The 13,000-nt window shown below is 63.5% G+C and carries 9 protein-coding genes and 1 pseudogene; 1 reads left to right on the forward strand and 9 read right to left on the reverse strand.

Going from position 1 to position 13,000, the window contains the following annotated elements; all coding sequences use genetic code 11:
* Nucleotides 1–301, reverse strand: a pseudogene (locus ACK4OE_RS17310) (acetyl-CoA C-acyltransferase); the annotation flags it as partial.
* Nucleotides 302–436: 135 nt separating this feature from the next.
* A complete protein-coding gene (locus ACK4OE_RS17315) occupies nucleotides 437–2,557 on the reverse strand; it encodes a 3-hydroxyacyl-CoA dehydrogenase NAD-binding domain-containing protein (RefSeq protein ID WP_409886429.1) in 2,121 nt (706 codons plus the stop codon).
* 148 nt (nucleotides 2,558–2,705) lie between these two features.
* Here ACK4OE_RS17315 and ACK4OE_RS17320 point away from each other — a divergent pair, with 148 nt between their 5' ends.
* Nucleotides 2,706–3,650 carry a LysR family transcriptional regulator gene (locus ACK4OE_RS17320; RefSeq protein ID WP_409886431.1) on the forward strand — a complete coding sequence of 315 codons (945 nt, stop codon included), beginning with the start codon at nucleotides 2,706–2,708 and terminating at the stop codon, nucleotides 3,648–3,650.
* A 135-nt stretch (nucleotides 3,651–3,785) separates the two neighbouring features.
* Here ACK4OE_RS17320 and ACK4OE_RS17325 read toward each other — a convergent pair whose 3' ends face one another.
* From ACK4OE_RS17325 to ACK4OE_RS17355, 7 genes are all read right to left on the reverse strand, one after another.
* Nucleotides 3,786–5,702: a bifunctional metallophosphatase/5'-nucleotidase gene (locus ACK4OE_RS17325; protein WP_409886433.1), complete on the reverse strand. Its 1,917-nt coding sequence runs from the start codon at nucleotides 5,700–5,702 to the stop codon at nucleotides 3,786–3,788.
* A 260-nt stretch (nucleotides 5,703–5,962) separates the two neighbouring features.
* On the reverse strand, nucleotides 5,963–6,997 hold the full coding sequence (locus ACK4OE_RS17330) for an ABC transporter ATP-binding protein (RefSeq protein WP_409886435.1): 1,035 nt from the start codon (nucleotides 6,995–6,997) through the stop codon (nucleotides 5,963–5,965).
* Nucleotides 6,994–7,980: an ABC transporter ATP-binding protein gene (locus ACK4OE_RS17335; RefSeq protein ID WP_409886437.1), complete on the reverse strand. Its 987-nt coding sequence runs from the start codon at nucleotides 7,978–7,980 to the stop codon at nucleotides 6,994–6,996. Before ACK4OE_RS17335 ends, ACK4OE_RS17330 begins: the two co-directional genes overlap by 4 nt.
* 38 nt (nucleotides 7,981–8,018) lie before the next feature.
* Nucleotides 8,019–8,930: an ABC transporter permease gene (locus ACK4OE_RS17340; protein ID WP_409785107.1), complete on the reverse strand. Its 912-nt coding sequence runs from the start codon at nucleotides 8,928–8,930 to the stop codon at nucleotides 8,019–8,021.
* 146 nt (nucleotides 8,931–9,076) lie between these two features.
* Complete coding sequence (locus tag ACK4OE_RS17345) at nucleotides 9,077–10,660, reverse strand: ABC transporter substrate-binding protein (protein WP_409886439.1); 1,584 nt, start codon at nucleotides 10,658–10,660, stop codon at nucleotides 9,077–9,079.
* Between the two features lie 89 nt (nucleotides 10,661–10,749).
* Nucleotides 10,750–11,967 (reverse strand): M20 aminoacylase family protein, encoded by a 1,218-nt coding sequence (locus ACK4OE_RS17350; RefSeq protein ID WP_409886441.1) that lies wholly within the window; start codon nucleotides 11,965–11,967, stop codon nucleotides 10,750–10,752.
* The gene (locus tag ACK4OE_RS17355; RefSeq protein ID WP_409886443.1) at nucleotides 11,967–12,947 is read right to left on the reverse strand and encodes an ABC transporter permease; all 981 of its coding nucleotides are present in this window, start codon (nucleotides 12,945–12,947) and stop codon (nucleotides 11,967–11,969) included. The genes ACK4OE_RS17350 and ACK4OE_RS17355 overlap by 1 nt, the downstream gene beginning before the upstream one ends.
* Nucleotides 12,948–13,000: the final 53 nt, after the last annotated feature.

The raw sequence follows: 13,000 nt of genomic DNA on the forward strand, positions 1-13,000 counted from the left end.
CGGCAATCGCCACCGACTGCAGACCCGATGCGCAAAACCGGCTGGCCACCATGCCCGCCACCGACAGCGGCAAGCCGGCGCGCAGTGCCGTCTGACGACCAATGTTCTTACCCGTGATGCCTTCGGGGTAGCCGCAGCCCATCACCAGGTCTTCGATCAGTTCCGGCTCGATGCCCGAGCGCTCCACCGCCGCCTTGACGGAAAAGGCCGCCAGCTGCGGGCCGGGGGTGGCATTGAACTCGCCCCGGTGCGACTTGGTCAGCGGGGTGCGGGCGGTGGAAACGATGACGGCTTCACGCATTATTTGCTCCTAAATTTATAGCTTTTAGCGCTTATATATAGTGCGCTAGAGGCCAATTCGACCCAAAACTTGATTCAAAACTGATGCAGCGCGATGTACAGCGCGCTCGGCGCTGTGCACTGCGCACGGCCGTCTTCAGCCAGCCTTGTTCAGGCTGTCGAAGTTGCGCCCCTCGGCCACCAGCTTTTCGAGCAGCGGCGCGGGCTGCCAGAACAGCGGGTCTTCCTTGGCAAACTCGCGGATGTCCGCCAGCACCTTGGGGAGGCCCGTCATGTCGGCCCACTTCATCGGGCCACCCCGGTGGCGCGGAAAGCCGTACCCCGCCACAAAGGTCACGTCCACATCCAGCGGGCGCAGGGCAATGCCTTCGGCCACCACCTTGGCGCCTTCGTTGACCATGGCGGCCATGTAGCGGCGCATGATCTCGTCGGCGCTGAAGCTGCGGGGCGTGACGCCTTTCTTGGCGCGCTCTGCGTCCACGAGGGCCAGCACTTCCGGGTCGGGCTGGCCCACCCGGGCGCCGTCCGGATACAGATAGAAGCCGCGCCCGGTCTTCTGGCCGAACCAGCCGCGCTCGCAGATGCGGTCGGCAATTTCCACGTAGCGGGCCAGGGGGTCGCGGGTTGCGGCGCGGCGCTTGCGCGTGGCCCAGCCGATATCGCCACCGGCGAGGTCCGTCACCTGGAACGGGCCCATGGCAAAGCCAAAGCCGCGCACCGCCGCGTCGATCTCATACGGGCTGGCACCGTCTTCCAGCAGGTAGTCGGCCGCCTGCTTGTACACGGCCAGGATGCGGTTGCCGATGAAGCCATCGCACACGCCGGCGCGCACGGGCACCTTTTTGAGCTTCTTGGCCAGCTCAAACGCCGTGGCCACCACGTCGGGCGCCACCTTGGCGGGCACCACGATCTCCAGCAGCTTCATGATGTTGGCGGGGCTGAAGAAGTGCAGGCCCACCACATCCTGCGGGCGGCTGGTGGCGGCGGCAATCGCGTCGATGTCGAGGTAAGACGTGTTGGTGGCCAGCACGGCACCGCTCTTGCACACGCGGTCCAGCTCGCGGAACACAGCCTTTTTCACCTCGATGTCTTCAAATACCGCCTCGATCACCAGATCAACATTGGCGATGTCGGCGTAGTCGGTGCTGCCGGTGTAGCGCGCCATCACGGCGGCCTGGGCAGCTTCGGTCATGCGGCCCTTGGCCACCAGGCCGTTGTAGACCTTTTCCACATTGGCGCGACCGCGGGCGATGGACTCGGCGTCGCGCTCGATCATGGTCACCGGCAGGCCCGCATCCAGCGCCGCCACGGCAATGCCCGCGCCCATGGTTCCGCCGCCGATGACGGCAATGCTGCCCACCGGGCGTGGCTGCGCGGCCTGGGCTTCGGGCACCTTGACCACTTCGCGCTCGGCAAAAAAGGCGTGGATCAGCCCGGCGCGCTGCGGACTGTCCAGGCATTCCATGAACAGCGCACGTTCGCGCGCCATGCCTTCGTCAAACGGCAGTTGCACGGCAGCCTGCACGCATTCGATGATCTTGAGGGGTGAGAACAGGCCGCGCGACTTTTTGGCAGTCTCGGTCTTCTGTTCGTCCAGCCAGGCCAGCGCGGCCTGTGGTTCAGCGATGGTCAGGTCGCGCGTGCGGCGCACGGGGGCCTGGGCTGCCAGCAGCTCGCGCACGTAGGCCAGGCCTGCGGCCAGCGGGTCGGTGTCTTCCACCAGCTTGTCGGCCAGCCCTGCGTCCAATGCTGCCTTGGCTTTGAGCGGCTGGCCGCTGAGCATGATGGCCGTGGCGGCCTGCACCCCCATCAGGCGCGGGGCACGCTGCGTACCGCCCGAACCGGGCAGCAGGCCCAGGTTCACTTCGGGCAAGCCCAGCGTGGCCGCAGGCAGTGCCAGGCGGTAGTGGGCCGACAGCGCCACCTCCAGCCCACCGCCCAGGGCCGCGCCGTGCAGCACGGCGACCACGGGCTTGTCGCACCCTTCGATGGCGCGGCAGACCTCGGGCAGCAGTGGGGCCACGGGGGGCTTTCCAAATTCACGGATATCCGCCCCGGCAATGAAGGCCTTGCCTGCGCCAACCAGCAGCACGGCCGCCACGTCAGCATCGGCCTGCGCCTGCTGAATGGCAGCGAGCAGGCCCTGGCGCACGGCGGCGCCCAGGGCGTTGACGGGCGGGTTGTCGATGGTGACGACCAGAACATCGCCATGCAACGCGGTAGTGACAACGGAAGATGCGGGAACGGCTGCGCCCATGCGGGGAAGTCTCCTGGTAATGGCTGTGCCTGTTGACGACCAGGTGATTGTTGATGCGTGAAGTTATCTTGACAATTACATAGCCTATTGACAGACTGTCAAAGCATTTTTGACAAACCACCGCAAACCGGCCCTTTCACGCTCCGCCATGGAACTCACTTCCCTCACCGTGCTGGTCGACATCCTCGATGCAGGCAACCTCAGCCAGGCCGCCCGCAACCTGAAGATGACGCGGGCCAACGTGAGCTACCACCTGCATCAGCTGGAAAAGTCGGTGGGTGTGCAGCTGGTGCGCCGCACCACGCGCCGGGTGGAGCCCACCGAGGTGGGCCTGCGCCTGTACGCGCACGGCCGCGCCATTCAGAACGAAATGCTGGCTGCGCGCGAAACCATTGCCACGCTGGGCCGGGGTCTGCAGGGCCGCGTGGGCCTGAGCGTGCCCAGCGGCTATGGGCAGATGGTGATGTCGGACTGGTTGATTGACTTCAAGCGGCTGTACCCTGGCATCGTGCTGGATGTGCGCTTTGAAAACCGGGTGGACGACCTGATTCGCGATGAGGTGGACATCGCCATCCGCGTGATGCCCGAGCCGCCACCCACGCTGGTGGCCCGCGACCTGGGCAGCGTGCGCTACATCGCCTGCGCATCCCGCGCCTACGCAGAGGCGCAGGGCCTGCCAGAGAGCTTTGACGCGCTGCAGGCCGCGCCGGTGATCACCTCGGGCGTGGTGGGCAAGCAGCTGCGCCTGCGCGGCTACCGCGGCGATGCACGGCAGGAAGTGCTGCTGGAGCCCACCATCATTTCAGAGCACTTTCCATTTTTGCGTCAGGGCATCCTGGCCGGGCTGGGTGTGGGGCTGGTGCCCGACTACGTGGTGCAGGACGCCGTGACCAGCGGTGAGGTGCTGACCACGCTGGACGACTGGCGGCTGAGCATTTTTGGTACGCAGATGTTCATGCTGTACATGCCCGACCGACACCAGACGCGCGCGGTGCGCACATGTATCGAGTACCTGCTGGGGCGGGCGCTGCCGCAGGCGGGGCAAGGCAGCGATGCAGTGGCTGCGGGATCGGCCTCAGTGCCCTCGGACTGAGAGGCTGAGACCGCTCGTTGAACCCCGCGCCGTTCAGGCTCAGCCTGAACGGGTTGCAATGTCCAAAGGCAGGTCAGCGCAAGCAGACAAGCCGACCCAAGCCGCAGAGCAAGACTGCGAACGTCCTACGGGCCGTCAGTTGGGCCCCATGAAACTGCGCGTGCTGTACAGCTCCGTCGGCAGCCGGTTCAACACCGGCAGACCTGTGGCTGCGTCCTTGCTCTGCTTTTCGATGTAGCTGAAGAACACATCCGCATCCAGCACGCCAATGTCCAGACGCCGCGTTGCGGGCACGGCGGCCAAGGTCTTGTAGCCGTCCCCGCCGGTGGCATTGAAGCTCAGCACAAACAGCTTGTAGGTCTTGCCCACATCCAGCGCGCCCCACGCGCCCGTCGTGGGGTTGCGCGCTTCGATGTTGGTCACGCGCTGGCCAAACGCAGCCTTGGCGTTCACGTCGTAGCGCAGACCTGCGGTGTAAGGGTATGGCCCCGTGGATCCACCCGTGCCGTAGGTTGCCTCCAACCCGTCTTCCAGCATGCCCTTGACCTCTTGGCCAGTGATGTCCAGGCGGAACAGCATGTTGCCGAACGGCAGCACCTGGATCACCTGCGCAGCCGTCACGGTGCCTTGCAGCGGGATGCGAACGCCACCGCCGCTTTGCAGGGTGATGTCGGCACCGCCGTATTTTTCGTTGGCCACATCCAGGTACGCCTGGGCCACCAGTTGCTGGATGTCGCCGCCGCGCAGGCTGACGCTGCCTTCGGCATTGCAGGCCGCACTGGAGCGGCTGTAGTCCACCGATCCCACACCGCCGGGCACACGGCGCGAGCACAGTTCCTTCGGCACCACGGCCACCTGCGTCTTGTTGAACACGGCCACGCGGTCTTTGAAGGGCTGCAGCGTCGTGGTTGCGGCCGGCGAAGGTGCGGTAACACGCAACACACCGGTGGCCACTGCGCTGGCCTTCAGTGCCGTCTTTTCGGCATCTGTCGCAGCCTTGCCGCCGATGGTGAAGTTGTCGCCAATCAGTACATGCGGCGTGCCGGCGCACTGCGTGACTTCGCCCTGGGCGTTGAAGCTGACCTTGAGTTCACCCACCACCTGCGCGTATTCCCACGCCTGAACCACACACACGGGCTTGCCATCCTTGTCGGTGACGCGCGTGGGGTACGCGCCTGCGGGCGAGCCGACGCCTGCGGTGGTCAGCGTGTTGGGGCCCAGCAGGGTGTGCGAGTCGCCACCCACCACCACGTCCACGCCCGACAGGCGCGCAGCCACTTGTTTGTCGTACTCGTAGCCAATGTGGCTGAGTACGATGACCTTGTCGATGCCCTTGGCGCGCAGCGCGTCGATCTCGCGCTGCGCGGCCACGGTTTCGTCCTGAAAGGTGGTGTCCGGGTCGGGGCTGGACGACGCCTTGGTCTTTTGCGCAATGGTCAGGCCGACGATGCCGATCTTTTGCCCATCACGCTCGACCACCGTCGAGGGGCTGACGTAACCCGGAGACCGTGTGGCATTGAGCGCCGAGGCGGGGCCAAACTGCACATTGGCGCTGAGAATCGGCGTCTTGCAGGTGCCTTTTCGCATCAGGTCCAGAAAGCCCTTGAGGCCCGTGTCGCCCTTGTCGAATTCGTGGTTGCCCAGCGTGAACGCATCAAAACACACGGTATTGATCATCGCCGCGTCGGCCTCGCCGTCGGCCCCTGCGCGGTTGAAGTACAGCGTGCCGGTCAGCGCATCGCCTGCGTGCAGTTTGAGCACATTGGGAGATTTGGCAGCCAGCTCGGCAATCGCCGCCGTCACGCGCGGAAACCCACCGGCGTCCACGGCCACATCCACTGCAGCAGCGCCACCCGCAGACAGCTTGAGGGTTTTGGACTTGGATTCCAGCGTGGAGTGGTGGTCATTGATGTGCAGGATGGTCAGCTCCAGCGGCTTGCCTTGCTCACCGCTGTCAGACCCGCCGCACGCTGCCAATGCGCTGGCTACCGCCAGCGCCAGCAACCCCACACGCGCGCGGCGCGCGTTCGTTTCCCACAAACCGATATTCATGTTTGGCCCCTGTGACTGTTGTTTCGCAAAAGCCTGCATGGTGGTGAGGCTGCGTGACAGGGGGATGAAAAACAAAGCGCGGCGTAGTGCCACAAAAACGCCACAGGCTCCCGAAAGGAGCCTGTGCCGGTGTCCGCGAATGGGCCGCTTACCCCCACTCTGATGAACTCACGAGCAGGCTGCAGGGCAAAAATATGAGCCAAATAGACCTCTAGCGCTTATCCAGCAAGCGCTAGCAGCTATATTTTTAGGAGCAAACCTTAAATCCGACCTTCTTCGACCGCGTGGCACGCGATGCGGATGCCGCCAATGTTGAGCAACTTCGGTCGCTCTGCGCGGCAGCGGTCGTTCACGTGCGGGCAGCGCGGGTTGAAGGCGCAGCCGGGCGGCGGGTTCAACGGGTTGGGCACCTCGCCCTGCACGGGCGTACGCGCCTTGCCGGTGTCGTGCATCTTGGGGATGGCATCGAGCAGCATGCGGGTGTAGGGGTGGCGCGGGGTGTCAAACAGCGTGTGCTTGTCGGCCAATTCCACCAGGCGGCCCAGGTACATCACTCCGACCTGGTCGCTGACGTGGCGCACCACGGCCAGGTTGTGGCTGATGAACAGGTAGGTGAGCTGCCGCTCGCGCTGCAGGTCCTTCATGATGTTGAGCACCTGGGCCTGCACCGATACGTCCAGCGCACTGGTGGGCTCGTCGCACACTAGGAACTCGGGCTCGGTGGCCAGGGCGCGCGCAATGGAGATGCGCTGGCGTTGGCCGCCGGAGAATTGGTGTGGGTACTTGACCATGTCCAGCGGCGACAGGCCCACGGACTTGAGCAGCTCGCCCACGCGTTGTTTCAGCTCGGCCTTGTCGGTGATGAGGCCGTGTTCCTTGAGCGGCTCGCCAATGATGTCTTCGACCAGCCAGCGGGGATTCAGGCTGGCATACGGGTCCTGGAAGATCATCTGGATGCGGCGGCGCATGGCCTTGGCGTCGTTGCCCTTGAAAGCGGCGTGCGCATCCTGGTTGTCAAACGTGAGGCCGCCGCGCGTGGGCTCGTACAAACCCACCAGCAGGCGCGCCACGGTGCTTTTGCCGCAGCCAGACTCGCCCACCAGGGCCAGCGTCTTGCCTTTTTCGATCTCGAAGCTCACGCCGTCCACCGCATGCAGCAGCGTGCGGGGCTTGCGCTCGATCACGCGGTTGAGCCAGGGGGCCGAGACGTCAAAGGTCTTGGCCAGGTCGTGCGCCTGGACCAGGGCCTTGCTGCTGCCGGCAGCGGTTGCGCGTGGAGTGGGTACGGCGCTCATGCAGCCACCCCGGTTTTTGTTGTGGCGCCAGCGTGCAGCCAGCAGGCGGCGCGGGTGGAGCCGGCGTCCATCAGGTCGGGGCGGTCGGTCATGCAGCGGTCAAAAGTCTGGGGGCAGCGCGGGTTGTAGGCGCAGCCCTTGGGGATGGCGTTCAGGCGGGGCATGGCTCCGTCGATCTGGTTCAGGCGTTCACGGTCCACCGTCATGTCGGGGATGGAGGCCATGAGCCCGCTGGTGTACGGGTGCGACGGCTTGTTGATGACGTCATGCACGGGGCCGATCTCGGCCACGCGCCCGGCATACAGCACGGCCACGCGATCACAGGTTTCGGCGATCACGCCCATGTCGTGGGTGATCAGCATCACGGCCGCACCGCGCGATTTGCAGATGTTTTTCAGCAGCGTGATGATCTGCGCCTGGATGGACACGTCGAGCGCCGTGGTGGGCTCATCGGCCACGATGAGCTTGGGCTCGGCCGCCAGGGCCAGGGCAATCACCACACGCTGGCGCATGCCGCCAGAGAACTGGTGCGGGTAATGATCCACCCGCTCAGCGGCAGCCGGTATGCCTGTGTCCTGCAGCAGCGCAATGGCTCGCTGGCGCGCCTCTTCTTGCGTGACTGGCAAGTGGGCCAGGATGGTTTCGGTGAGCTGGCGGCCCACGGTGTACAGCGGGTTCAGCGAGGTCAGCGGGTCTTGGAAGATCGCGCCGATGCGGCGACCACGAATGTGGCGCATCTCATCATTGTTAAGGTTGTCGATGCGCTGGCCTTCCAGCAGGATCTGGCCCGAGGCCACGCGGCCCGGTGGTTCCAGCAGGCCGATGATGGCGGCGCCCGTGAGCGACTTGCCCGCGCCGGACTCCCCCACCACGCCCAGGATCTCGCCGGGTGCGATGGAGAAGGAAATGTCGTCCAGGGCGCGCAGGGTACCGCGACGGCTCGGGAATTCGACAACGAGGTTTTTGACTTCTAGGAGAGACATGGGATGTGTGCCTGCTTCAAAAATACTGCGAATGCCAGTCAACGCAGGCGAGGATTAAGGGCGTCACGCAGCCAGTCGCCCAGCAGGTTCACGGAAAGAGCAATCAGCACCAGCATGGCGCCGGGGAACACGGTGATCCACCATTCGCCGGAGAACAGGTAGTCGTTGCCGATGCGGATCAGCGTGCCCAATGAGGGCGATGTGGGCGGTGCGCCCACGCCCAGGAAGGACAGCGTGGCTTCGGTGATGATGGCCGTGGCCACCTGAATGGTGGCCAGCACCATGACGGGGCCCATCACGTTGGGCAGCACGTGCTTGCGCATGATGCGCAGGGGCGAGACACCCGTCACGCGGGCGGCCTGCACGTATTCCTTGTTGCGCTCTACCAGGGTGGAGCCGCGCACCGTGCGTGCGTACTGCACCCAGCCGGTCAACGAGATGGAGATGATCAGCACGCCAAAGGCCAGGGACTCGTGCGCGTTGGGGAACAGCGCGCGGCCAACACCGGCAATCAGCAAGGCCACCAGGATGGCGGGGAAGGACAGCATCACGTCGCACAGGCGCATGAGCACGGCATCGATCCAGCCGCCGCGAAAGCCCGCCAGCAGACCAAACGCCACACCCACCACCACGGAGAGCACCACCGAAGCGAGGCCCACCACGAGGGAGATGCGCGCACCGTAGATGAGCGCAGAAAGGATGTCGCGGCCCTGGTCGTCAGTGCCCAGGGGGTACTTCATGGAGCCTTCGGCGATCCAGGCAGGCGGAAGTCGCGCGTCGCTGAGTTCCAGCGTGGCCAGATCAAAAGGGTTGTGCGGCGCAACCCATCCGGCAAATAGCGAACAGAACACGCAAATCAGGGCAATGGCAGCCGCGACCATCGCCATGGGCGATGTGCGGAAGCTGTAGCCAACGTCGCTGTCAAACCAGCGGGCAAGGGTAGTTTTCATTGTGGGGAAACCAGTAAACATGCAACAGACGCACGGCCCGGGTAGCGGCCGCGCGTTGTCCATAGGCTGTCAATTAGCGATAGCTATGTCGTACCTTCGTACTTCAACTTCTATTTGTTGTCCGAACTCTCTCGTCTCCTGTTGGCTTACTTTTCGATGCTCATCCACTTGAACGGCATGAAGTTGTCGGCCATTTGCACCAGCTTCACCTTCTTGCTGACACCCCAGGCCAGCGCTTGCTGGTGCAGCGGCAGATGGCCGATGTCGGAGCTGTGAAGGTCGAACGCTTCCTTGATCATCGTGTCGCGCTTGGCCTTGTCCGTCTCCACCAGGATTTGCTTGGTCAGCTCGTCCAGCTTGGGGTTGCAATAGGCGCCCAGATTGAACTGGCCCGCACCGCCCTTGTCTTCGGGGCAGATCATCAGAGCATTGAGTGCGTTGTGCGCGTCGTACGTGGTGGGCGTCCAGCCCAGCATGTAGAAGCTGGTGTCGCGGCGCAGCACCTTGGGGAAGTACGTGCCCTTGGTTTCTGCCTGCAGGTTGATCTTGACGTTGATACGCGAGAGGTTGGCCGCCACGGTCTGGCAGATACGGCCGTCGTTCACATAACGGTCGTTCGGGCAGTTCATGGACACTTCAAAGCCGTTGGGGTATCCGGCATCGGCCATGAGCTTCTTGGCGGCCTCCACGTCGTACGGCAGACGCTTGGCGGAGGCTTCGAAGCCATTGATGCCTGGGCCCACCATCAATGCCGATGGATTAGATGCACCACGCATCACCGTGCGCTTGATGCCGTCGATGTCGATGGCCTGGTAGAAAGCCTGGCGAACGCGCTTGTCCTTGAAGGGGTTCTTGCCCTTGACGTTGGAGTACAGCAGCTCGTCGCGCTTTTGGTCCATGCCCAGGAAGATGGTGCGCAGCTCGGGGCCGGTCACGGCGCGGGTGTTGGCACTGGTGTTGACACGGTCAATGTCCTGCACAGGCACGGGCTCCATCACGTCCACTTCGCCGGACAGAAGCGCAGCCACACGGGTGGCATCGTTGCTGATGGGGGTGAAAACGATTTCGGTCGCGTTGCCTTCGATCTTGCCCCAGTAGGCGCCATTGCGCACAAACACCGAGCGCACGTTGGGCTGGCGCTCACGCAGGCGGAAAGGGCCGGTGCCATTGGCGCGGAAAGACGCGGCGTTCTCGATGCCCTTGCGGCGGTCGACGGGCACCACGGCCTGGTTGGTCTCGCACCACTTCTTGCTCATCATGTACGAGGTGGTGATCACGTCGGGCAGGATGGGCTGTGGTGCGTTCGTTTCGATTTCTACGGTGTGGTCGTCGATCTTGCGTACGACCTTGACGTCGCTGTTGGTGGCACGAAGGTCAGACCCCTCGCCCTTCATGCGGCCGAAGCTGAAAATCACGTCGTCCGCAGTGAACGGCGTGCCGTCATGGAACTGCACTCCCTTGCGCAGTTCGAAGCGCCACACGGTAGGTGCGGTTTGCTTCCAGGCCGTGGCCAACGCAGGGGCCAGGCTCAGGTCCTTGTTGCGGCCCACCAGGGGTTCGTAGACGTTGCCAGTGACGCTCAGCTGCAGCGATTCGTTGAGCGAGTGCGGGTCCATCGACAGCGCGTCGCCCTGGTTGGCGATGCGGATGGTCTGCGCGTTGACCACCAAGCTTGTCGCTGTCAGCGCGGCAAACAGTGCGGTCACAGCAACTTTTTTCTGGAATTTCATGGAAATCTCCTGGTAGTGGATAGGGTTGCGAAAGTGTCGGACTTCCGGAATGTGTCAAATGAATAGAAGCGGCGTAAAAACTGAATGCTTCAGGGCATCGCCAGAGGCATGGCCTGCTCGATCAGACTGGCATGCAACGCAGAGCCCAAGGGCAGGATGTCGTCATTGAAGTCATAGCGGCTGTTGTGCAACGCACTGCCGCTACTACCAGTGCCCTGCCCAATGCGCAGGTACGCGCCAGGCTTGGTCTGCAGCATGAACGAGAAATCTTCGGCGCCCATGCTGGGCTCCAGATCACGCACCACGTGGTCCGCGCCCAGCAGAGACTCGGCCACGTCGCCCGCGAAAATGGCCTCACTCTCGCTGTTGATCGTGGCGGGGTAGATGCGCTCGTAGTGCACCAAGGCCGTGGCACCAAACCCCAGCGCGATAGCGTTGCACAGCTCTTTGAGGCGCTGCTCCACCATCTCCTGCACGATCGGGTCGAACGTGCGCACCGTGCCCACCAGCGTGGCAGAACCGGGCAGCACGCTGAAGGCCCCCAGATCGCCCGCCTGCATGGCGCAGATGCTGACCACGGCACTTTCGATGGGGCGGACGTTGCGCGAAACAATGCTTTGCGCGGCCGTGATGATGTGCGCCGCCACAACCACCACATCCACCGTCTGGTAGGCATGGGCGCCATGGCCTCCGCGGCCCGTGATCTCGATGGTGAAGCGGTCTGCCGCGGCCATCATTGGCCCGGGGTTGATCCCCACCGTGCCGGGCTTCATCGCAGGCCAGTTGTGCATGGCGTAGATGGACTGCACCGGAAACCGGTCAAACAGGCCGTCTTCCATCATGACGCGGGCGCCCGCAAAGCCTTCTTCGCCGGGCTGGAACACCAGCACTGCAGTGCCGTCAAAGTTGCGGGTCTCGGCCAGGTAGCGCGCCGCACCCACCAGCATGGCGGTATGCCCGTCATGGCCACAGCCGTGCATCAACCCTTGCTTGCAAGACTTCCAGGAAAAGTCGTTGTGCTCGGTCAGTGGCAAGGCATCCATGTCGGCCCGCAGGCCCACCATGCTGCCGCTGGATGTGCTGCGACCGCGTACCACGCCCACCACACCGGTGCGACCGATGCCGTCATGGATTTCGTCCACACCGCAAAGCTTCAGGGCTTCTTTCACCCGGTTGCTGGTATAGATCTCTTCGAAGCCCAGTTCGGGGTGGGCATGCAGGTCCCGGCGCAGCGCGGTCAGCTCGGGGTGGTATTGCGCGATGTGCGCAAACGCCCGGCCACCGGCTTTGAGGCGGGGGCCTTGCATCAGTGGCCTCCTGCCTTCCCCACGCGCAGGCGCGGATCAACAGCAAAGTACAACAGATCCACCACCAGATTGATCACTACAAAAATCAGGGCGATCAAGCACAGGTAGGCGGCCATCACTGGGATGTCGGCAAACGTCACGGCCTGGATGAACAGCAGACCCATGCCCGGCCACTGGAACACCGTCTCAGTGATGATGGCGAAAGCGATCAGGCCACCCAGCTGCAGACCGGTAATGGTCATCACAGGCACCAGTGTGTTCTTGAGCGCATGGCCAAAGTGGATGGCGCGGTTGGACAGGCCACGGGCACGGGCAAACTTGATGTAGTCGGTGCGCAGCACCTCCAACATCTCTGCGCGCACCAGCCGCATGATCAGCGTGAGCTGGAAGATGGCCAAAGTGATAGCTGGCAGCGTGATGTGGTGCCAGCCTTTTGCTTTGAGAAGACCAGTGCTCCACCAGCCCATCTGCACCACCTCACCACGGCCAAAGCTAGGAAACCAGCCCAGTGTCACTGCGAACACCAGGATCAGCAAAATGCCGATCAGGAAGGTCGGCAGCGACACACCCAGCAAAGACAGCGTCATGAACAACTGGCTGCTGAAGGTGCCACGCTTGAGTGCAGCGTAGACACCCATTGGCACACCAATCGCCAGCGCCAGGAAAGCAGCGACCAACGCCAGTTCCAGCGTCGCAGGGAAACGTTCGGCAATAAGACGAGACACTTTGGCGCCTTGGCGCAGACTCAGGCCAAACTCGCCCTGAGCGGCATTTGCCAGAAAGTGCCAGAACTGAATAAAAAACGGTTTATCGAGACCGAGCGAAGCGCGCAATTCACGAATCTGTTCGGGAGTGGCATCCTGGCCAAGCAAGAACACCACAGGATCTCCCACGTACTGGAACAGCATGAAGGAGATGAAGGCCACCGTGATCATGACAATCACAGCCTGTATCAGGCGGCGCAATATAAAGGCAAGCATCGGAGAGTCGAGTGAGTGTTCGATGGGAACGCCACAGCCACTTATGGTGACCA

This window comes from Acidovorax sp., assembly GCF_046314175.1.
Classification (GTDB): Bacteria; Pseudomonadota; Gammaproteobacteria; order Burkholderiales; family Burkholderiaceae_C; genus Acidovorax.

Excerpts from the sequence above, each read along its gene's own strand:
- ACK4OE_RS17315 (WP_409886429.1), bottom strand. The coding sequence starts at position 2,557 with ATGGGCGCAGCCGTTCCCGCATCTTCCGTTGTCACTACCGCGTTGCAT.
- ACK4OE_RS17320 (WP_409886431.1), top strand. The coding sequence starts at position 2,706 with ATGGAACTCACTTCCCTCACCGTGCTGGTCGACATCCTCGATGCAGGC.
- ACK4OE_RS17325 (WP_409886433.1), bottom strand. The coding sequence starts at position 5,702 with ATGAATATCGGTTTGTGGGAAACGAACGCGCGCCGCGCGCGTGTGGGG.
- ACK4OE_RS17330 (WP_409886435.1), bottom strand. The coding sequence starts at position 6,997 with ATGAGCGCCGTACCCACTCCACGCGCAACCGCTGCCGGCAGCAGCAAG.
- ACK4OE_RS17335 (WP_409886437.1), bottom strand. The coding sequence starts at position 7,980 with ATGTCTCTCCTAGAAGTCAAAAACCTCGTTGTCGAATTCCCGAGCCGT.
- ACK4OE_RS17340 (WP_409785107.1), bottom strand. The coding sequence starts at position 8,930 with ATGAAAACTACCCTTGCCCGCTGGTTTGACAGCGACGTTGGCTACAGC.
- ACK4OE_RS17345 (WP_409886439.1), bottom strand. The coding sequence starts at position 10,660 with ATGAAATTCCAGAAAAAAGTTGCTGTGACCGCACTGTTTGCCGCGCTG.
- ACK4OE_RS17350 (WP_409886441.1), bottom strand. The coding sequence starts at position 11,967 with ATGCAAGGCCCCCGCCTCAAAGCCGGTGGCCGGGCGTTTGCGCACATC.
- ACK4OE_RS17355 (WP_409886443.1), bottom strand. The coding sequence starts at position 12,947 with ATGCTTGCCTTTATATTGCGCCGCCTGATACAGGCTGTGATTGTCATG.